Origin of the sequence: Microscilla marina ATCC 23134, assembly GCF_000169175.1 — a bacterium.
GTDB lineage: Bacteria > Bacteroidota > Bacteroidia > Cytophagales > Microscillaceae > Microscilla > Microscilla marina.
Window position 1 is genome coordinate 46850 of sequence record NZ_AAWS01000013.1, and the last position, 20770, is coordinate 67619.

General features: G+C 41.6%; 22 protein-coding genes. 7 read left to right on the forward strand and 15 right to left on the reverse strand.

Annotation, left to right across the window (positions count from 1 at the left end):
• Positions 1-139 precede the first annotated feature (139 nt).
• Complete coding sequence (locus M23134_RS13680) at positions 140-538, forward strand: hypothetical protein (RefSeq protein WP_198145017.1); 399 nt, start codon at positions 140-142, stop codon at positions 536-538.
• Positions 539-610: 72 nt separating this feature from the next.
• On the opposite strand, the gene M23134_RS13685 is transcribed toward M23134_RS13680, so the two are convergent.
• Positions 611-1393: a M48 family metallopeptidase gene (locus tag M23134_RS13685; protein WP_002697009.1), complete on the reverse strand. Its 783-nt coding sequence runs from the start codon at positions 1391-1393 to the stop codon at positions 611-613.
• 333 nt (positions 1394-1726) lie between these two features.
• Entirely contained in the window at positions 1727-2731 is a 1005-nt protein-coding gene (moaA, locus tag M23134_RS13690) for a GTP 3',8-cyclase MoaA (RefSeq protein ID WP_002697010.1), read from the reverse strand.
• 373 nt (positions 2732-3104) lie between these two features.
• On the opposite strand from moaA, the gene moaD reads away from it, so the two are divergent.
• On the forward strand, positions 3105-3347 hold the full coding sequence (moaD, locus tag M23134_RS13695) for a molybdopterin converting factor subunit 1 (RefSeq protein WP_002697012.1): 243 nt from the start codon (positions 3105-3107) through the stop codon (positions 3345-3347).
• Positions 3348-3451: 104 nt separating this feature from the next.
• A complete protein-coding gene (locus M23134_RS13700) occupies positions 3452-3865 on the forward strand; it encodes a molybdenum cofactor biosynthesis protein MoaE (RefSeq protein WP_002697014.1) in 414 nt (137 codons plus the stop codon).
• 61 nt (positions 3866-3926) lie between these two features.
• On the opposite strand, the gene M23134_RS13705 is transcribed toward M23134_RS13700, so the two are convergent.
• The 7 genes from M23134_RS13705 to dxs form a co-directional block, all read right to left on the reverse strand.
• Positions 3927-4664 (reverse strand): 3'-5' exonuclease, encoded by a 738-nt coding sequence (locus tag M23134_RS13705; RefSeq protein WP_002697018.1) that lies wholly within the window; start codon positions 4662-4664, stop codon positions 3927-3929.
• Between the two features lie 57 nt (positions 4665-4721).
• Complete coding sequence (locus M23134_RS13710; RefSeq protein ID WP_002697020.1) at positions 4722-5330, reverse strand: DUF502 domain-containing protein; 609 nt, start codon at positions 5328-5330, stop codon at positions 4722-4724.
• 259 nt (positions 5331-5589) lie between these two features.
• The gene (locus tag M23134_RS13715; RefSeq protein ID WP_002697024.1) at positions 5590-6387 is read right to left on the reverse strand and encodes an alpha/beta fold hydrolase; all 798 of its coding nucleotides are present in this window, start codon (positions 6385-6387) and stop codon (positions 5590-5592) included.
• Complete coding sequence (locus M23134_RS13720) at positions 6388-6774, reverse strand: RidA family protein (protein ID WP_002697026.1); 387 nt, start codon at positions 6772-6774, stop codon at positions 6388-6390.
• A gap of 103 nt (positions 6775-6877) precedes the next feature.
• A complete protein-coding gene (locus M23134_RS13725) occupies positions 6878-7300 on the reverse strand; it encodes a helix-turn-helix domain-containing protein (RefSeq protein WP_002697029.1) in 423 nt (140 codons plus the stop codon).
• A 431-nt stretch (positions 7301-7731) separates the two neighbouring features.
• On the reverse strand, positions 7732-7866 hold the full coding sequence (locus M23134_RS42490; RefSeq protein WP_002697033.1) for a hypothetical protein: 135 nt from the start codon (positions 7864-7866) through the stop codon (positions 7732-7734).
• A gap of 239 nt (positions 7867-8105) precedes the next feature.
• Positions 8106-10028, reverse strand: a complete 1923-nt coding sequence (gene dxs / locus M23134_RS13730) for a 1-deoxy-D-xylulose-5-phosphate synthase (protein WP_002697037.1) — start codon at positions 10026-10028, stop codon at positions 8106-8108.
• 510 nt (positions 10029-10538) lie between these two features.
• On the opposite strand from dxs, the gene M23134_RS13735 reads away from it, so the two are divergent.
• The 3 genes from M23134_RS13735 to M23134_RS13745 are packed head-to-tail and all read left to right on the forward strand — an operon-like array spanning position 10539 to position 13068.
• Complete coding sequence (locus M23134_RS13735; RefSeq protein ID WP_002697038.1) at positions 10539-11300, forward strand: segregation and condensation protein A; 762 nt, start codon at positions 10539-10541, stop codon at positions 11298-11300.
• Complete coding sequence (locus tag M23134_RS13740; protein WP_002697040.1) at positions 11297-12421, forward strand: lysylphosphatidylglycerol synthase transmembrane domain-containing protein; 1125 nt, start codon at positions 11297-11299, stop codon at positions 12419-12421. Before M23134_RS13735 ends, M23134_RS13740 begins: the two co-directional genes overlap by 4 nt.
• Positions 12422-12444: 23 nt before the next feature.
• Entirely contained in the window at positions 12445-13068 is a 624-nt protein-coding gene (locus M23134_RS13745; RefSeq protein ID WP_002697043.1) for a ribonuclease H1 domain-containing protein, read from the forward strand.
• A 1340-nt stretch (positions 13069-14408) separates the two neighbouring features.
• Here the strand turns inward: M23134_RS13745 and M23134_RS38080 are convergent.
• The 3 genes from M23134_RS38080 to aat form a co-directional block, all read right to left on the reverse strand.
• The gene (locus M23134_RS38080) at positions 14409-14726 is read right to left on the reverse strand and encodes a hypothetical protein (RefSeq protein WP_157558478.1); all 318 of its coding nucleotides are present in this window, start codon (positions 14724-14726) and stop codon (positions 14409-14411) included.
• Between the two features lie 10 nt (positions 14727-14736).
• Entirely contained in the window at positions 14737-15612 is an 876-nt protein-coding gene (locus M23134_RS13760; RefSeq protein ID WP_002697052.1) for a leucine-rich repeat domain-containing protein, read from the reverse strand.
• 114 nt (positions 15613-15726) lie between these two features.
• Positions 15727-16437, reverse strand: a complete 711-nt coding sequence (gene aat, locus M23134_RS13765) for a leucyl/phenylalanyl-tRNA--protein transferase (RefSeq protein WP_045113557.1) — start codon at positions 16435-16437, stop codon at positions 15727-15729.
• A 571-nt stretch (positions 16438-17008) separates the two neighbouring features.
• On the opposite strand from aat, the gene M23134_RS13770 reads away from it, so the two are divergent.
• A complete protein-coding gene (locus M23134_RS13770; protein ID WP_002697056.1) occupies positions 17009-17965 on the forward strand; it encodes a transketolase family protein in 957 nt (318 codons plus the stop codon).
• 137 nt (positions 17966-18102) lie between these two features.
• Here the strand turns inward: M23134_RS13770 and M23134_RS13775 are convergent, their stop codons facing one another.
• From M23134_RS13775 to M23134_RS13785, 3 genes are all read right to left on the reverse strand, one after another.
• Positions 18103-18804: a LytR/AlgR family response regulator transcription factor gene (locus tag M23134_RS13775; protein WP_045113558.1), complete on the reverse strand. Its 702-nt coding sequence runs from the start codon at positions 18802-18804 to the stop codon at positions 18103-18105.
• 91 nt (positions 18805-18895) lie between these two features.
• Positions 18896-19498: a riboflavin synthase gene (locus tag M23134_RS13780; RefSeq protein ID WP_002697061.1), complete on the reverse strand. Its 603-nt coding sequence runs from the start codon at positions 19496-19498 to the stop codon at positions 18896-18898.
• Between the two features lie 97 nt (positions 19499-19595).
• Positions 19596-20573 carry a tryptophan 2,3-dioxygenase family protein gene (locus tag M23134_RS13785; protein ID WP_002697064.1) on the reverse strand — a complete coding sequence of 326 codons (978 nt, stop codon included), beginning with the start codon at positions 20571-20573 and terminating at the stop codon, positions 19596-19598.
• Positions 20574-20770 lie beyond the last annotated feature (197 nt).

Genomic DNA, 20770 nt, shown 5'->3' on the forward strand with positions numbered 1-20770 from the left:
TTGCTAATAATAATTCCACGTAAAAAACGTATCAACAACAAGAGCTAAAGTTTGACTAAAGCATATTTTAGTTTGTTAAACATATTTACAAATACAAACTTTTGGTTTAATCCTAAATTGAAATTTGTTAGAGTAAGCTATGAGACGTACTAGACAAAGAAAACCCCGCACAGTTACTGTTTTGCAAAAGCTTTATGAAAGTGGCTTAGACTTTACAATGACTGACTTAAAACATTTGAATGGAAGTTTATACTACCTTGATTGGACCAATAACTATCCTAATACAGAGTTGCCGGAAAAGGAGGCTGTGTTTCAGGAAAAAACAATTAAGTTATTTGAGTTTCCCCCTATGTTTGAGAAAAAGATAGAATCGAAAATCTTTTTCCATTTTAAGCGTAAATCAGAAAATCTGCGCAAGCATGGATTATTTGCCGATGAGGTAGATCCTAACCTTGCCCAGTTAGAAAGACTTGAGCACTTGGAGAATCAGCAAAACCAACGCTCCCAAAGAAACCCAAGAAATTCTTACCGAGATTAATATTCGCTGTTGAGTTTGACTGGTTACCTTCTATTTTTTTATTAGGTGCCAGCAGGCCTTTCAAAATTTTTATTAACGTGGAGGCAAAGAGTTTTTAATCTGCGCCAAACTTTTGCGGTTGCCAACGGTTTGACAATTAATTTTCTGAGCCTTCTTATTTATATTCATTACCCTATCTTCTGATGCGGGGTGAGTGCTCAACCAAGCCGCTTTTTTATTACCCCCCTCTTTTGCCATTCTGTCAAAAAACTCAGACAAAGCATTGCATTGATAATGAGTGTCTGCCAGGTACATCACCGAGTAATTGTCGGCTTCGCGTTCTGCCGAACGGCTAAACGTAAGTCCCAGGAGTGTGTTGGCAAGGTTGGCTGTACTGCCATTGCCCAACAAAATAGTAAGCGCTATAGTAGTACCTATGCGTTTGTTTAGGTTTTTTATCGAGTGACGTCGCTCTGCATGGGCTATTTCGTGCCCTAACACCCCTGCCAACTGGTCTTCGGTTTCAAGATAGCGGATTAACCCCGTATACACAAAAATATAGCCTCCTGGTGTAACAAAGGCATTGATGGTATTGTCGTCGTGCACAATGTACAGTTTCCACTCAAACTCGCTGCGAAACCTGATTTCTTTAGACTGTAAAATAGTATTGGCCATTTTGTCCAGGTGTTGGTAAGCCTGGGCGTATTGGGAGCGGTTAAGAATCCGCATTTTAGCTACTACCTCGTCTCGCACTTGTTTGCCTATGCGTACATCACGGGTAACATTGGGCTTATATGCCTGCCCTTTCATGGTACAGTCAGACAAGCCTAAAATTAAAAGAAAAGCAACAAAATAAGTCGCAAGTTTACTGTTCATAACGCGGTGTAATTTTGTGAATAAAACCTATAACGACAAGGTGTGTTTTTTGAAGTTAAAATTAAAAATAGTTAAAATAACTTAGGAACATGTTCAAAATAAGTGTCGAGATTGAGGACATAAACTCAAGGCTAAAAGTAACGAAAGTCAGTAAAGAGAACCGCAGAACGAAGTTCAAGCTCTGCGAAGCTAATTTGTTCTAAATCGGACACTTATTGTTGAGGGCTACGCCCGAAATCCCGTTTACGGGGCGATCACGTTCCTTAATGGTCTACCAATATACAGCAGCAATAAATAGAGTCCTTTGTTGAGTGAGCATAATAACGAACATAACTATCCGCCTATAGTAGACATCGACTCAGACACAGGCAGTTGGTTTTTACGTTTTTGCTCTGCTTCATACCCATCTTTGGCTCGTTGGTTAAAAGCCCCCAGCAATGCCACAGCAAGTGCCTGGTCGGTAGCTCCTGCCCGCATCAACTGCTTTACATCAAGCACCCCCTGGTCATACAAACACGTTTTGAGCGTACCCTGTGCCGTCATTCTTATGCGGTTGCAACTACCACAAAAAGTACGCGAAAATGCGGCAATAATGCCTAATGAGCCTTGGTGTTCAGGAACTTGGTAATTGACCGAAGTAGCGTGAGGCGCCGTTTTTACCCTTTCGATGGTGGGGTAAGCCGCCTTTAGGGTAGCCAGAATTTGTTGGTGGTTCCAGGCAAGTTGCTTGGTGCGTTGTCCCTCACCATTAAAAGGCATTTCTTCTATATACCTCACCCCTATGGCATGAGTACGGGTAAGCTCGGCAAGAGGTACAATGTCTTCAGTATTTTGTCCTGCCATGACCACCATATTTATTTTGGTTTTGATTCCACTTTCAATCAGGGCATCGAGACAACGCATGACTTTGTCAAACTCGTTGCGGCGGGTAATTTTTAGAAACCGTTCTTTGTCAAGCGTATCCAAACTCAGGTTTACCGACGATATGCCCATTTTTACCATTGCCGGAATGTATTGTTCAGTCAGCACCCCATTGGTAGTAATATTGAGCTCATTGATCCCTTCTATGTTACGAATGGTTTGCATAAAGTTGATCAGGTCTTTGCGCAAGAAGGGCTCCCCTCCGGTAAGTCGTATTTTGTTTACCCCCATGCTTGCCAATAGCCTCACCAAACGCTCCATCTCTTCGTAAGAAAGCAGGTGTTTTTTGGGCAAGTACTTGATGCCTTCTTCAGGCATACAATAAAAACAGCGGAGGTTACACCGATCGGTGACCGCCAGACGCAGGTAGTTGATAGGACGCCCATGATTATCTATAATTTGAGAAGGTAACTGCATTTTGAACTCAATATTGGTGTTTATGGTTTATTTTCTAACTTTATTGTCTGTTTATCCAAACAAAAGTACCCTTTGAAAAGACCAAGGCAGGGTTTGGGTAGCCAGCAATTGATTGTTGATAGTCCTCAATACTTGTGCATCAATGCTTGCTTTTAAGCAGATACTACAAGTGTGTACGGCTGGCTAAGAAAATTAAAAACACTTAAAAATAAGCGATTTATGAGTTTATTAGTGGCTGGCAGGGTGTACCTAGAACCTAGAACCTAGAACCTAGAACCCTGTACCTTGAGCCTGTCCAAGTTGTGGACTACCGAACAAAGATAACACATACAAAAACTAATAATAAACTAAATAGTTCAATCACATACCTGGTATGAAGTTAAATATACTATTATTTGGCATTGCCCGCGACATTGTTGGAGGGGCATCACTTGCGCTGGAAGTAGAAGAAAAAACCACTGTAGAGGCATTGATCGTGCATTTGCATAAAGTATACCCGGATTTTGACCGCTTGACAAGCTTGATGATTGCGGTAAACTCTGATTATGCAAAAGGAGAAGTGGTATTGAAAGAAAACGACGAAATAGCCCTTATTCCCCCCGTAAGCGGAGGTTAACCCGGCATAAACCTTCGGCAGGCAATGCTTTGCTTTTTGTCGGGAGGCAAAGGTTTTTGAGCAAAAAAACGTTATTTTGAGCAATCCCTAATAAAACTCTCTTTATGGAATTTAAAATCACCGACCAACCCATCAACGAACAAGAAGTAATAGACCTTGTCCGTTCGCCTCATTGTGGAGGTTTGTCAGTGTTTGTGGGCACCGTACGCAACCAAACCAAAGGCAAAAAAGTGATTTCGCTAGAGTTTGAGGCTTACGAAGCAATGGCCATGAACAAGATGCGCGAAATAGCTGAGCAGGCACAAAAGCGTTGGAAAACCGATAAAATAGCCATTTATCATCGGGTGGGCAAGCTAAGCGTAGAAGAAACCGCAGTAGTGATTGCGGTTTCTACTCCCCATCGTAAAGAATCGTTTCAGGCGTGCGAATACCTCATAGACACGTTGAAGCAGGTGGTACCTATTTGGAAAAAAGAAATTTACGAAGATGGCGAAATATGGGTAGCAGCCCACCCCTGAGTGACCAATTGTTTGTGTAGGGAGGTACTCTACACAAACAATACATTGACACAACATCCGCTTATGATTGCAGCAATTCCTGTAAAATCCGCTTGGTATCTGCCGGAAACCCGCCCTTAAGCATCCATTCGGCATAGCCCCGATTATCCCGTACCCGTTCTCCTTTATGTTTGCCAAAAGCAAAAATTATTTCCCCCTCCTTGTCACGAGCCAACCGACGCGAAAAGTCTACATGGCGGCTGGAAAAACAAAGGTTATGAATTTCGTTTATGCTGGGTTCCTCGTCGAAGTGGGTAGCCAGTTGGCTTTCAAAAATTTCAAGCGTTGCCTGAGTGTCTGCCATCGCATTGTGTGCATTCTCTAGTTCTTTGTGGCAATACAACTGATAAGCCGCTGACAAAGTACGTGGGTGAAAATGATAGTAAACCTTCATTACATCTATATATTGCACATCTGGTTCAGGAAAAACAACCCCAGCCCGGGCAAACTCCTCAATCAATAGGGGCATGTCAAAGTTTAAATGATTGTACCCTGCCAGGTCGCACCCCCTGATAAACTCAAACAAACTCTTGGCTACCTGATGAAAAGTAGGGGCATCTTTGACCATTTCATCACTTACCCCATGTACTTTGGTTACCTCCGGAGGAATAGGAATGGTAGGGTTAATCAAGCGTTCTTTCTCTACCTTTGTGCCATCAGCGGCAAGCTTGATAATAGCAATTTGCACAATACGATCGTTCAGGGTATCAGTTCCGGTAGTTTCGAGATCAAAAAATACAATAGGCTTTTTGATTTGCATATTTTAGTATTGGTTTATTGAAAATATGAGATTGAGTAAAATAAAGGCGGTGGTGTGTTACCTTATTCTAAAACCCTCCAGGTCGGCAATGCCCCCCGAAATAATAAAGTTCATCGCATCTAAGCCAGAAGTATCCAAAGGTTTAACATTTTCGGCAAGGGCAATTACCAGTGTACCCGAAATACCATAAGAACCGGGTAGGTACACCGCTACCTTGCCCGCCAGGTGTAGCCGTGACAAATCGTCTTGTACCATAAAACCCACCCTTTCGAGGTTTGATGGGTTCATTTTTACCAATACTGGACGGTCAAATTTGCGTTTGCTGCCCACAAAAGCAGAGGTAAAACCCTGGAGGGAGGAATAAATAATACGAATAATGGGGATTCTGAAAAGCAATTGGTTAAACCACTTAAACATCGCTTTGGTAATAAAACCCGAAGCCAGGTAGCCGATAATGACCAAGGCGACAAGGTCGATGGCTACATACACCAGAAAATGTACTTCTACTGGTAAATAGGTATATCTTTTTGTCAAACGAATGGCCGAAAGCGTATAGTTGATAGAGAAAGTAAATACAAAATATACGGCATACGCGGTAAAAAAAATGGGGACTACAAAAAGCAAACCCTGTAAAAAATAGCGAATCAAGCGTTTGAAGATGAACATAGTAATATTGAGTTTTTGAGTATTAGATGATGGCAAATGGTTGTATAATACTTGGCAGAAGCGTCAAGCAATTCTTGAAAAAGCTAAAAACGCTTACTTTGAGTATTATATTTGCAAATATAAGAAAAAAACTTTCATTTTATGAAATGAGCCTATAAAGCTTTGGCAAAAATGAGTACTTATTACATCAAAAACTTGGGTCAGGCTAGGCAGTCATAGAGAGGGCAGGGCTGGCAGGCTGGCAATGGTGAGTGATCTTCTATAAAACTTTACCTGTTTGGCAATAATGGACAAAGTGCTGGAGAATGGCACTGGTTTTTTGGGGGCGTTCCCAAGTGCCCATGTGTGCGGTGTGGTCTAGCAAGTGAATGTGGGCATCTTTTGGCAACACTATTTGGGGCAGGTATTGACTCATGGGAATGGCAGGGTCTTGCTTGCCAATGAGAAACAAGACCGGGCAAGAGAGTTGCTGTAACAACTCACTGCGATCGGGGCGTTCACGCATGGCAAGTGTGACCTCTATCAGCGATTTTTGGGGAGTGTGCAAGGCCATTGTTTTAGCTTCATTGATTGCTTCAGCGAGTTCGGGTAGCCTTTCGGCTAAAAACAAGGCTTGTACAAAGTGGTGGGCAAAGGGAGTAACCCCACGTTGGCGCACAATAGACACAATGCGGTTGCGTATTGCCTGGCGGGGTGCCGAATCGGGCAATGCACTGGAGTGAACCAGCCCTAAGCCCTCCAGCAAAGTAGGGTGTTGTGCCGCCATTGCCAGCGCCACATAGCCCCCCAACGAATGCCCCAACACAGTGCAGGTATGGACATTTAAACTTTGGAGCAATGCCAGTACCTGCGCCGCCAAGGTGTCCATCGTTACCACAGGGGGCAGCAGATGCGCACTTTGACCAAAACCACCCAAGTCTATATTTACTACCCGATACTGAGCCGTCAACACAGGCACAAGGTGTCGCCACATCGTACGGTTTTCGCAAAATCCATGCAACAACACCACTGTTTTTTGCCCTTTACCCTCGCTGTCATACGCCAGTAACCGATCCATTTAGTCAATATAAGCAGTGGCCTCTATCTCTACCAACAAGTCAGGGTTGATCAAAGCGCTCACTTCTACCATAGAAGTCGCCGGATTAATGGCGCCAAAAAACTCATTGTGTGCTTTGCCTATAGCTTCCCATTGGCTAATGTCGGTGACATACATGCGAGTACGCACCACATCTTTGAGCGTGGCTCCTGCTTGATTGAGCGCATCTTCTATTTTTTCAAGCACAAACCGGGTTTGCCGATAAGCATCGTCAATGCCTACAATACGGTTTTCGTCTTCTACTGCCGTAGTACCCGATACCTCTATCAGGTTGCCTATTTTTACAGCACGCGAATACCCTACTTGCTTTTCCCACATAGTACCAGAAGTAACATTTACTCTTGTCATTGTATTTGAGGTTTTGTTGAAAAAATATGAACCCATCCTGCCGCATACACCTGTGGCTTTACAACCCAGAAGCAAGCCCAGGACGAAATCTGTAGCTATAATTTTAGAACAGTGAGTTACTACTGTTGCTTTGTTCTTCTAGTCGTTGAATTTCTTTTTTTAGCAAAGCATTTTCGCTTTTTTGGCTTAAAATAGTTTCTTCTTTGGCTTTGAGTAATTCTTCGTAAAGTGCAATTTTTTCGTTTTTTAAATCCAGCTCAGATTTTGACAAAACCAATTTTTCCTTTTCGTTACTCTCTATCAACATATCGCCTTCGCCCATTAATAACCAGTAAGCGTTTACATTTTTAAACGTAGTCACAATTTTGTGCAACACCTCAAAACTAGGCTTGCTACCCCTGCCATCGATAATATTATGGATAATGGTAGGGCTTACTTCCAGCTTTACACTGAAAGAATTTTTATTCATGTTGAGCCTCTCAATGAGGTTTTTCAGCCTTTCGGCAAAGTCATTTTGATTAGCCATAACATCAGCATATTTTTTTCTAAAAATTTCAAAAGAGTAAATAAGTCTTTACAAATCAGTATATATCTGTATCATTTATACAAAAATGTAAAAAAAAGCCATTTTTTGAAATAATTTTCTCAACTAATGTATATAAAACTATCTTAAGGCTACTTAGTACGAGGGTAAAACGACTGTCATTCGATGATATGGACGAGCGCATAGTGGATAATTTGGGTAAAAGACAGTTTTTTTAAAACAATTGCTCCTACGCATATTAACAATTGATAGTATATGCGGGCTTGTTTAACGGTAGGAGCAGTGGCAACAAAACACAAATAGTAAATAAAAGCCCCTTACAAAAAATCGCATAAAAAAAGGCACTCTTTGATAAGAGCGCCTTTTTTTCCATGGGTTTGTTCAATCAATACTGTCTGTTGATTGTTTTCAACTTATTTTTCGTCGTTCAATCGTTTTTCTATTTCCTTCATAAAGTTACGTCTTAAAGCAACTTTTCTTTCTATCGACGTGCTTAAATTTTTTATTCGGGCAGAGTAAGTACCATCTTTTTCTTCAATCATTTTCATTATATTCTCTGATGTTTTAAATAATAGCGTATTGCAAAATATTACAATATAATGAGGGCAAAGCTAGATTATTTTTTTGTTAAAATCAACGAGAAATGAAACCTAAAAATGATTACTTCGTAGAGGTATTTTTTAATAACTTTGATTGTTTTATTGAAGGAGTTAGTTGCAATGAAAAAGCCCTGAAAAACAGGATTTTCAGGGCTTAATATTTGGTGATTTATTACTTTGTTAAAATCTTACTTAAAAACTACTTCTGCTATTTCGCGAACAGATTGTGCGATGCCTTTAGCGTCAAAACCACACTCTGTCTGTAGTTCAAGTTGAGAGCCATGTTCTACAATACGGTCAGGAATCCCCAGACGTTTTACTTTGGCAGTGTAGCCGTGTTCTACCATAAACTCTAGTACAGCCGAACCAAAGCCCCCTTGTAAGCAACCATCCTCTACGGTGACTACCTTGTCAAACTTCTGGAAAATCTCGTGCAACATTGCCTCATCCAAGGGCTTTACAAAACGCATATCGTAGTGCCCTATGTTGAGACCTTCTTCGGCCAGAGTTTCGCAAGCCTCAGTAGCATAGTTGCCTATATGCCCTATAGTCAATATAGCGGCGTCACTGCCATCGCGTAGTTTACGCCCTTGACCAATGGTTATTTTCTCTAGGGGAGTTCTCCATTCTGGCATTACCCCTTGACCACGAGGATAACGAATGGTAAAAGCTTTGCCTTCTTCTTTAAACTCATCAAGCGAAGCAGTATACATTAGGTTGCGCAACTCTTGTTCGTTCATAGGCGCCGATACAATCATATTGGGGATCAATCGCATATAAGCTATGTCATACGCCCCGTGGTGAGTAGGTCCATCGGCTCCGGCAAAACCAGCCCGATCTAAACAGAAAATTACGGGTAAGCCTTGAATACATACATCGTGAATGACCTGGTCAAAGGCACGCTGCATAAACGTAGAGTAAATATTGCAAAATACAGTAGATCCCTGAGTAGCCATACCTGCTGACACAGTAACGGCGTGTTGTTCGGCTATGCCCACATCAATGGCACGATCAGGCATGGCTTCCATCATAATGTTAAGCGACGAGCCCGAAGGCATGGCGGGAGTAATGCCCATTATTTTGGGGTTTTCCTGGGCAAGTTCCAGTATTGTGTGTCCAAATACTTGTTGGTATTTGGGAGGTTGTGGAGCGGTAGGCACCGATTTGTGTATTTCTCCAGTCACCTTGTCGAACAAACCGGGCGCGTGCCATTTGGTTTGGTTTTTTTCGGCATGAGCAAACCCTTTTCCTTTCACTGTAACACAATGAAGAAGTTTAGGTCCTGGTATATTTTTTAGGTCATTGAGTACGTGGGTCAAGTGGTTGATGTCGTGACCATCTACCGGACCAAAATAACGCAAATTCAATGACTCAAATAAGTTGCTTTGTTTTAATACTGACCCTTTTACTGCACCCTCTACTTTAGAGGCAAGCTCTTGAAAGCGGCCAAAACGATTGAATTTGCCCAACATTTTCCAAACCTCATCGCGTAGTTTGTTGTAAGTTCTAGAGGTTGTAATATCGGTCAGATAATCTTTGAGTGCTCCTACGTTTGGATCAATAGACATGCAGTTGTCGTTCAAAATAATCAACAAATTGCTGTCTGATACCCCCGCGTGGTTCATTCCTTCAAAAGCAAGTCCCCCAGTCATGGCACCATCTCCAATAATGGCGACGTGTTGACGGTGGTTTTCTCCTTTTTGCTTAGAAGCAAGCGCCATTCCTAAGGCTGCCGATATAGAAGTAGACGAATGTCCTACCCCAAAAGTATCGTATTTGCTCTCTTTGCGCTTAGGAAAACCCGAAAGTCCTCCATATTTGCGGTTGGAGTGAAAGTTTTCGCGTCTTTCTGTCAAAATTTTGTGACCATAAGCCTGATGCCCTACATCCCACACCAACTGGTCGTCTGGCGTGTTAAATACATAATGTAGTGCCACTGTAAGCTCTACTACACCCAAACTTGCTCCAAAATGTCCTCCGTGAATCGAAACAGTATCGATAATAAATTGTCTCAACTCAGTGCATACATCAAATAACTGCTCTGGCGAAAGCTGACGTAAGTCTTCTGGGTTGTTGATCTGCTTTAGTAACTTACCCGGCTCTATTAACATAATAAAATTTTGATTTATGTCGGTTAAACAAAATATGATTAATAACAATCAATGACTATGCAATGTTTTGACACCGATTGTTTTTATTTTTTAGGCCACCATTTTCACTCAAGATCATAGTCTTGCTACAGGTACACAATCTTGGTTTAACTTACCTGTGGTTAATTTAGTTTTGCAAAAATTATGAGTGAATAAACAAATGATATTGTGTATGGTGTTAGTAATATCAAATATGGTTTTGCTACCATACTTACGTCTGAGTGTCAAACTTTGGATTTGCAATATATCTAAAATAAGCTATATTGATGCACAAATGTTTGTTTTATGGTTAATTTTAACCGTTTTTAACTAAGAGCTCGCCTTGAGTGTAAATCTTTATATGAAAAATCAGGGTTTTTGTTTTCTAAGGCATTAGAGGTAAAGTATGGCAAATCCGAACTCGTATTTGGGGGAGGTTTTGTCGCCCAGAAGATAATCTAAGGTGAGTTCCTGTATTAAACTTTCTTTAAAGTGGGTTTTGAGATCAAGTTACCGTTATTTGAAGGACCATTCGATTTGCTGCTTTTCTTTATAGAGCGACAGGAAGTTGATATTTATGATATTCCTATTTCTACAATTACGCAGGATTTTCTGGACTATATGCATCAAATGGAGCAGATGAATATAGAACTTGCCAGTGAGTTTATAGTAGTAGCAGCCACGCTGATGCGTATCAAAGCCAAAATGCTGTTGCCACGCGACGAAGAAAGTGATGAGGATGACGACCCACGCCAAGAGCTGGTGGATTTTCTGCTAGAGTATAAAAAGTATAAGTCGGTGCTCAAAGAGTTTGAAGCCCTGGAAGACCGACAACTCATGCGCGAAAAACGGGGCAACGTGATAGTAGAAATAGAGAGAGTGGCGGGAACGTATGAGGTGGATATAGAAATGCATCGGCTCGACTTGTATAAATTGCTACAGGTATACGAAAAAGCAATGACACGTTATGAGAGCCGTATAGAGCACGTAGTACACAAGGTGGTACCTTATCCTTATACAGTGGCACAGCAAAAAACGATGCTGATAAGTTTGCTTGAGCAAAAGCCCAAACTGGAGTTTAACGAAATTGTACTTTCTTATAAAACCAAGATTGCAGTAATATTCAATTTTTTGGCTATACTCGAATTATTACAAAATGGTTTGGTATCTTTGCACATCGAACCAGGTTACAATAATTTCTGGATTGAGAAAAAAGCCAGTGAACAACAAGTAACAGAGACGATTAGCTCATGAGTGAAATTAGCACAAAAGATAAAAGTAAGGTTCTGAAGAGTCTGAACCCATCTAAAATATTTATACCTATAGCCATTAGTCTTGCCATTACCGGATACCTTTTTTACAAAGATGCAGGGCAAATTCCTTGGGGTAAATTGCAAGAAGCCAGCATCTTATGGATTATACTTGCTGTACTTACGCTTGTAGTACGCGATGCTTTGTATATCTATCGTATTCGTTATATTACCCACAAGAACCTCTCTTGGACAAGCAGTTTTTATTCTATCATGTTATGGGAGTTTTCGTCGGCAGTAAGCCCTTCAGCAGTAGGAGGCACCGCCCTGGCAACCATTGTGCTGATGAAAGAAGGCTTAAGCTTTGGTAAGTCTATGGCGTATGTAATGACTACTGCCATACTCGATAACATGTTTTTTTTGGTGGCAGGTGCCATAGTAATGCTTTTGTACTATTCGGGGATGTATGACCCAGCCAATTTGTTTGTGGCCATTAGTGGAGCTGGTATGACCATGGACTGGGAGTATGTACGCTATATGTTTTTTATAAGTTATGCGCTCATTGGTGGCTATACCTTGTTTATGACGTATGGTTTGTTTATCAACCCACACATTGTCAAGTGGGTATTTGTAAAAGTAACTGGCATCAAGTGGTTGCGTCGTTTTCAGCCAATGGCCGAAAAACAAGGCAACGAAATGGTATTGGCATCTAAAGCCATCCGAGGCACTAACTTTACCTATTGGGCAAGAGCCATAGGTACTACCTGCCTGATCTGGTCGGCACGCTACCTCATTGTTAACTGCCTCATTGCAGCATTTGTAGTGCTTACCCCAGCCATGCATGGCTTTGTATTTTCGCGGCATGTAGTATTGTGGGTAGTATTGCTGGTAGGCATCACCCCAGGGGCTGCTGGGTTTGCCGAGCTTGCCTTCAAGGCATTTTTCCAGCAATTTGCTGGTGCTTTTGTGCTCATTGCGGCACTTATTTGGCGTATTGCCACTTTTTACCCTTACTTATTATTTGGAGCTATTTTCTTGCCTCGCTGGGTCAAAAGGGTGTTTTTTAAAGACAAAGAACCAGAAAGCGACAAGGCTACCGAGCAACCAATCAACAAGAGTGAGTAGGTGTAACTTTTAGATCGCTAACTATGGCAAAAAACAAGAAGAAATTTTATGTAGTGTGGCAAGGGCGCAAAGCAGGAGTGTTTGACAACTGGAAAGATTGCGAAGCACAAGTAAAAGGTTTTGACGGCGCACGTTATAAATCTTTTTTGAGTAAAACCGAAGCCGAAGCTGCTTTTAAACAAAGTAGTGGGGCATTTGTGGGCAAAAAGAACACCACTGCGGCTAAATCGGCCGTAGGTAAGCCCTTGCTGGAAAGCCTTTCGGTAGATGCTGCCTGTAGTGGCAACCCAGGCGAGCTCGAATACCAAGGGGTACATACCCGCACAAAAGAGCTGTTGTTTCACATGGGCCCTTTTCCGTTGGGTACGGTAAATATTGGTGAGTTTTTGGCCATTGTGCACGGCTTGGCTTTGCTCAAAAAACACAATAGCCCGGTGCCTATGTATACCGACTCGAAAACAGCAATGGCTTGGGTGCGCAACAAAAAAATAAAAACGACCCTTGAGCGCACGGCAAAAACCGAAGAACTGTTTCAGCTGGTAGATCGTGCCCTTGTATGGCTAGAGAACAACACTTATACTACCAAAATTATTAAGTGGGAAACCAAGGTTTGGGGCGAAATACCTGCCGATTTTGGGAGGAAGTAGCTGCTAAAGCTTCAAGGTGTAAGCAACAAGTGATTAGCCTAGAGTTGATGGCTCGCAGCGTTAATCAGGGTTTTAGGAACTAAATTCCAAGTGTTAGGTACACCACTTGCTGTGTCAAGCCTTCCCGCAGGGCGACTTGACACTATGAATAAATAGAAGACTTCCCTGTATTAAGATTTTCAAGTCTCCTTCGGAAGGGTTTTAACAACCGACCCCGATTCCAGCACCTGAGGGCGTTTTTCAGTATTCTGAAAAACGAGCGTAGAGGGTTGTTCTGAATGAAGCACTCTTTTGGTTGCTTGTGAAGACACAAGCAACGGCGTAAGAGCAGCGTCAAAACCCATTCAAATGCCTTTTGTAGGGGCAATCCTTTATGGTTGCCCTAGTGTAGTAAATTTCATCGCTTGGTGCCCCTTAGTATTTTGAGAGGTTTTGCTACTCAAGTAAATTTGGAGACTTCCATTCATCCAAGCCTTCTGCGGAAGGCTTTTAACAACCGACCCTGATTCCAGCACCTGAGGGCGTTTTTCAGTATTCCGAAAAACGAGAAGGTTGTTCTGCGATTATTAATGAAGCACTTTTGGTTGCTTGTGAAGACACAAGCAACGGCGTAAGAGCAGCGTCAAAACCCATTCAAATGCCTTTTGTAGAGGCAATCCTTTATGGTTGCCCTAGTGTAGTAAATTTCATCGCTTGGTGCCCCTTAGTATTTTGAGAGGTTTTGCTACTCAAGTAAATTTGGAGACTTCCATTCATCCAAGCCTTCTGCGGAAGGCTTTTAACAACCGACCCTGATTCCAGCACCTGAGGGCGTTTTTCAGTATTCTGAAAAACGAGCGTAGAGGGTTGTTCTGAATGAAGCACTCTTTTGGTTGCTTGTGAAGACACAAGCAACGGCGTAAGAGCAGCGTCAAAACCCATTCAAATGCCTTTTGTAGGGGCAATCCTTTATGGTTGCCCTAGTGTAGTAAATTTCATCGCTTGGTGCCCCTTAGTATTTTGAGAGGTTTTGCTACCCAAGTAAGTTTGGAGACTTCCATTCATCCAAGCCTTCTGCGGAAGGCTTTTAACAACCGACCCTGATTCCAGCACCTGAGGGCATTTTTCAGTATTCTGAAAAACGAGCGTAGAGGGTTGTTCTGAATGAAGCACTGTCTTTTGGTTGCTTGTGAAGACACAAGCAACGGCGTAAGACACCCTATAAAAATAAGTAGTTTATGAATTTGTTAGTTTGTCTATGTAGGGGGTAGCCAGAGACTAAAAACTTTGTCCCGTCGCCTCTATAATAGCTTAAGTATTTGAGGTTGGTCACTCAACATTGACCCTTCATTGCCTATAACCTATTTCTTCTTCTTCTCTAATTTGTGTATTCTTCCCTCTAATAACCTGTTTTGAGCTTCACACTGTTGTTGAGCCATTTTAGCTTTTTGGGCGGCTATCAATGCCTCTTGCCTTGCTCTTTCGGCTATTTGTAGTCGTTTTAGGGCGTTTAGCTCGGCAGCCTTAGCCAGCTCAGCCATTTTTTTTGCCCTTAGCGTTTGTTTTTCTGCTATTTCGCGCGCTTTGTCTGCTTCGGCTTTTTGTTTAGCCAATTGTTTTTGGTTGCAGCTGCCCAGCATTGCCAGCGCAAACATGCTTGATAAGATTAGTTTTTTCATTGGTAATAAATTAAGCCACTACCCTACAGTGAGGGTGTTTATCTTTAAATTTTTCTACTGCCTTGAATGGTATATTTTTACAATAAGGCATGTTGATCATTTTTAGTTGTTGCAAGTTTGCCAGTGCCTCTAAACTTGTAACAGGAGTACCCCAAAAAAATATTTTTTGCAAACCCTTCAGTTCCTGTAAAGGACTCAAGTCAGAAGTAGGAGTTACCCCGCACTTAAGCACCTCTAGTTTTTGCAACTTTTTAAGTGGAACCAGCGAGTCTATATCGGTAAACGAAAAGTTGATTTGCTTGAGCCTGGTCAGGTTTTTTATGGGCGACAAACTCTTAACACGAGTGTTTACCATCCACAAAAACTGAAGTTGGGTAAGGAACTGCAAAGGAGTGAGGTCTTTGACAAGGGTATCAGAGCAAAGCAACATTTGTAGTTCGTGCAGGGTGCTTACTGGTGCCAGGTCTGACACAAGGGTACGCGAGCAGTCGAGGCTACGTAGTTTGGGCAGGGTCATTAATGGCGACAGCGAGGTAATTTTGGTATTATGGCAAAGCAGCGTTTTGAGGTGAGGCAATGCTGTAAGCGGTGCCAATGAGGTAATCTTGCTGTTGTGGCAGATAATCTCTTCGAGCGATACTAATACACGGAAAAATTTGCCGTTGATACGGACTTTGGCAGGGTCAAACTCTTCTTTGAAAAACACACGATAGATTTTTTCAGGAGCGTAATAATAGTTTTCGCGCGAGGCGGCCAAACCTATAATTTTGCTCTCCGATAACCTTGTTTTAAATATGTAATTAATCAAAAAAACCTTTTGCCACTCCTGATCCAAATCATCCCACCATTGTTGTATTTTTTCAAAATCTAGTTCTTGGGTTGTCATTTTTGTTACTATATGGGGTGGTTGCCTACTGCATAATGTCTGGAGTATGTTGTTAAATATGTTTTGTGTAAATTACAAATGTAATAAAAATCCTTTGATACGATCTTTTTAAGTCTAACTATTATCTTTTAAAGAAGCAAGCAACGTTTGCCAGTTGCCTTGGTGGGTAGGGTTTTGTAAGTGCTGCTTAAGTTGAGCCATGTACTCATCGCGGGGTATTTCTTCGGCACCAAGGCTCTCTAAATGTTGGGTATATACCTGGCAATCAATCAATTTTATACCTAATAGCTGAAGCTTTTGAACCATTGTAATAAAACCAGCTTTTGAGGCATTACTTGCCTTGCTAAACATAGATTCGCCGAAAAAACAATGCCCCAGCGATACTCCATACAGTCCACCTACCAGTTGCCCTTGTTGCCATACCTCTACCGAGTGGGCAAACCCTTGGGCGTGCAACTGGCAATACCCTTCCAGCATATCCTCGGTGATCCAGGTGCCTTGTTGTCCTGTACGTTTTATTTGTTGGCAGGCAATCATTACTTCTTTAAACCTTTGGTCAAATGTTACCTCAAACAGCCCTTTTCTCAGTACTTGTCGCATGCTTTTAGACACCCTGAGTTGGGTGGGGTATAGCACAAAACGGGGGTCAGGTGCCCACCACATAATAGTAGGGTCTTCTTCACTATACCAGGGAAAAATTCCTGACTGATAAGCCAGCAGTAGCCTTTCTACCGACAAGTCTCCGCCAAACGCCAGTATGCCGTGTTCGTCGGCGTAGTGTACCGGAGGGAAATACAAAGACTCGTCTAACAAAGTATAGCGCATAGGTTTGATATAAAAAAATGAAAAATAGAGTTTTACAACCTTCAAAACAACAACTTCTAAAGTTAAAAAAGCTTTAGTTGGGATAAAAGTTTTGCTAAAGCTAAAGCCAGTAATAGGGCAATTTTGTTACCCGAAGTTGGTAGACTCTAATTGACAGATGTGTATAAAAATGTGTAAATCGGACAGACCTCTCCACAATATTTTTTATACTTGCACTTCGTTACGGGACAATAGCTTAAAATATTGTTGTCTTAGAGCTTGTTTAAAATTAGCCGAAAAGGCTGAGCTCGCTAAAGCTCGGTTCATTGATTAGGTCTTTTATGCGATTTTTCTGATTATATATTGTCAAATTTAGCTTCGCAGAGCTCGGCAGAGCATAGCTCTAGCCATCGGTTCTTCAAAATTAGTTTAAATGCCAATTTTCAAAGGTGAAACAGAGCTCGCTAAAGCTCGGTTTGACGCATCTAATCCAAAAATTCATCATAAAATCTCCTGTAAACGAAAATTTAAACAAGCTCTTACATCTGAATACTACTTCAACATTACTTTTAATGAAGAGCAATTAGTGTCCATGAAAAAGTTTGAAATTCTAAAGACTGCCGATACCCGTTCTGGTTTCGGAGATGGTTTGAGCGAGTTGGGTAAGAAAAACCCCAAGGTAGTGGCGTTGTGTGCCGACCTTACCGGATCGCTAAAAATGGGGCAATTTAAAAAAGACTTTCCTGAGCGTTTCTTTCAGGTAGGCATCGCAGAAGCCAACATGATGGGGGTAGCCGCCGGATTGACCATTGGAGGGCAAATTCCTTATACAGGTACATTTGCTAATTTTTCTACCGGAAGAGTTTACGACCAAATACGCCAGTCGATTGCTTATTCGGAAAAGAATGTGAAAATATGTGCGTCGCACGCGGGCATTACATTGGGCGAAGATGGAGCAACCCACCAAATATTAGAAGATATTGGGATGATGAAAATGTTGCCTCACATGACCGTTATCAACCCTTGTGACTATAACCAAACCAAGGCAGCTACTATTGCCATTGCCGATCATGAAGGACCTGTATACCTGAGGTTTGGACGCCCCAAAGTACCTGCATTTATAGCTCCTGATGCTCCATTTGAGATAGGCAAAGCCTTGATGCTCAACGAAGGCAATGATGTATCTATTTTTGCTACTGGTCATTTGGTATGGAAGGCAATCCAGGCGGGCGAAATACTGGCCGAAAAAGGCATCAATGCCGAAATTATCAATATTCATACAATCAAGCCGCTAGACATAAAAGCCATCATTGCTTCGGTAAAGAAAACCGGGGCAGCAGTAAGTGCCGAAGAGCACCAACTCAATGGAGGTTTGGGCGATAGCATTGCTCAAACATTGGCAAGAAATTATCCTGCACCACTCGAAATGGTAGGGGTAAACGATCAGTTTGGCGAAAGCGGTAAACCTGAAGACTTAATGGAAAAGTACGGTTTGTCGGCGCAGCATATTGTAGATGCAGCCCTCAAATCTATAGAGCGTAAGCAGTAAAAACCAAAGCTCGATGGGGCTATTCTGCATAAGAGTTTCCCGGTATATTATAAAAGACAATGCCTTGCAAGTTTTTGAAAATCTGCAAGGCATTATTTTTTAGTACCAGCGCTCAGGTTTGACTGTAAAGGTATGAGCTACAATATGTTAAGATTTTTGATAAAGTTGTTTTTGTAAGACCTGCCTATAGGAATAGATTTGCCCCCAATCTCTACATATAAATCTTGTATAGACTCTATGTGCTGTTTGTTAACTATGTATGAACGGTGCACCCTTAAAAAGTTTTTTGCCGGAGCCAGTTTCTTCTCAATCCCCTTCATGGTAGAGTGTACCACATATTTCTTGTCGCCACAGTAAATAATAACATAATCAGACAGCGCTTCAATATAACTTACTTCTTCAAGTTCTATCTTCACTATCTTATAATCGGTTTTTACAAAAAGTGCCGATAGCTCTGTGTCATTGCCGCTTTGTGATTGACCCTGGAGCTGTTCTTCTACCCTGGCTACTGCTTTAAGAAAACGAGGGTAGTTGATTGGTTTGATGATATAGTCAGTCACATTGTATTCAAATGCTTCTACAGCATACTCCATCTTAGAGGTAATAAGTACAATGCATATAGAGGTAGACTTAAGGGCTGCAACGAGTTCAAGACCAGTCATTTCGGGCATTTCTACGTCCAAAAAGAGAATATCAACCGATTTGTCTTTCTTTAATATATTGATAGCATCAATCGCATTATCGCACAAATGCTTTAGGGTAAGCGAGTCTGTTTTTTCGACAAAATGCTCTACTACTTTACGCGAAATGTCTTCATCATCTACAATCATGCAATTCATAAGCAAGTAGGGGGTTTAATTAGGTAAACAGTAAATAAGGGGATTGATTAGTTGTCTAAACATACAAAAAAACCATCAATTTATAACAGTGTTACTGGCTATATTGCGACACCAGTCGTTGTACGTACTTTCCTATAATATCAAACTCCAGGTTTACCTGATGGTTTGGTTCCAGGGTTTTAAAGTTGGTGTGTTCGTAGGTATACGGAATAATGGCTACCGAAAACCCCGTATCTTTTGAGTTAAATACTGTCAGGCTTACTCCATTGATACAAATAGAACCTTTCTCTACAGTTACCTGATAAGAAGCATCTTCGCTTTTGGGGTACTCAAAGGTAAACACCCAGCTGCCATCTTTCTCTTCTTTTTGCACGCAAGTACCCACTTTGTCTACGTGCCCTTGTACAATGTGCCCATCCAGGCGGGCGTTCATTAGCATACTGCGTTCCAGGTTTACCAAAGTGCCTACTTTCCATTGCCCAAGGTTGGTTTTTTGCAAAGTTTCGTCAATTGCTGTTACTTTATACAGGTCACCCTCTATGTCGGTTACTGTAAGGCAAACCCCGTTGTGGGCTACACTTTGATCTATTTTTAGCTCAGATGTAAAAGTACTGTGCAGGGTAAAAATGTAGTTAGAGCCTTCGTTTTCGATGGCCTTTACTTCTCCCAGTGTTTCTATGATTCCTGTAAACATAAAATTACATGTGGTTTAAATATAAAGCAGGAATGAATGCCGCAGGTACATTCATTCCTGACATTTGTTTCCAGTGTGTCTTCAGAGTTAAAAATTACTATTGTTTATCTACCCATTTTTTGCCCCACTCGTTTATTTCGTTTTCCACCCACAGTTCAGGGTAGAATATCACCTTTTGAAAACGGGGAGGGAGGTATTTTTGCCAATTGGTACCCCCGGTAGCATCTATGGTACCATCACCGTTTTTGAGGTAACGCACTGCCGACTTAAAGTGTGCCAGGCGCCAATCTACATTCATGAGGGTGTCAAATTTACGCAAGGCTTCTTTCATCTGCTCTTTTTGCGTGTCGGTGGTTGCTGGCTGTGCTACAAGTTTGAGGTAGATTTGCCACAGGTTACTGGTGCGGGTGGCTTCGCCCAGTAGAATAAAGTCGGTTTTGTATTTTTCCTGAAAGTGCTTAGAGGTAATTGTTTCTTCGCCAGTAGTGTCGTCAGTAGCTCCAGCTTTCCAATAAATGTACTGAAACATATCACTAATTTCATCATTAGGTGCAAAGCTATTTTTGTGTTTTTTGTTGACAAGGTTGATAAAATCGGTTGCCCAGATCTCTATTTTGCGTATTTGCGCCGACTGAAAACCACTGGCAGGCAGTAGTGCCATTCTAAACTGACGAAATTGTTTTACATCCATTCCCTCAATCATTGTATCATAACTAAATGTAAGGATTTGGAAGAATAAATTGATACGCTTGAGTTTGGTAGTAAAAAAATCGGCAGTAATATTTTCTTCAGTGGCAATTTGCTCTATTTCGCTCAGTATCAGTTTAAAATAAAGTTCGGTGACCTGATGATACACAATAAAAATCATTTCATCAGGAAAGTCAGTGCGAGGGTTTTGCAGGCTCAATAGGGTGTCTAGGTGGACGTAGTTCCAGTATTTTAGGTAATTGGCGTGCAGCAAACCTTCGAGATTGTCGGTCAGACTTTGTCCGGTGAGGCTATATTTTTTTTTAAGTTCGCTTAGAAGATTGTCTACCAACTCAGGGTCAGTTTCTTGTTTATCAGAGTAATTCATCGTGTGTTGCGTTATTTCTTAGGGTATTGCCCACAAAGCAGGCATTAGAGCTTGTTTAAAATTAGCCGAAAAGGCTGAGCTCGCTAAAGCTCGGTTCATTAATTAGATCTTTTATGTGATTTTTCTGATTATTATATTGTCAAAGCGTAGCTTCGAAGAGCCCCGAATCAAGTTCGGGATTTAGAAACTCGGCAGAG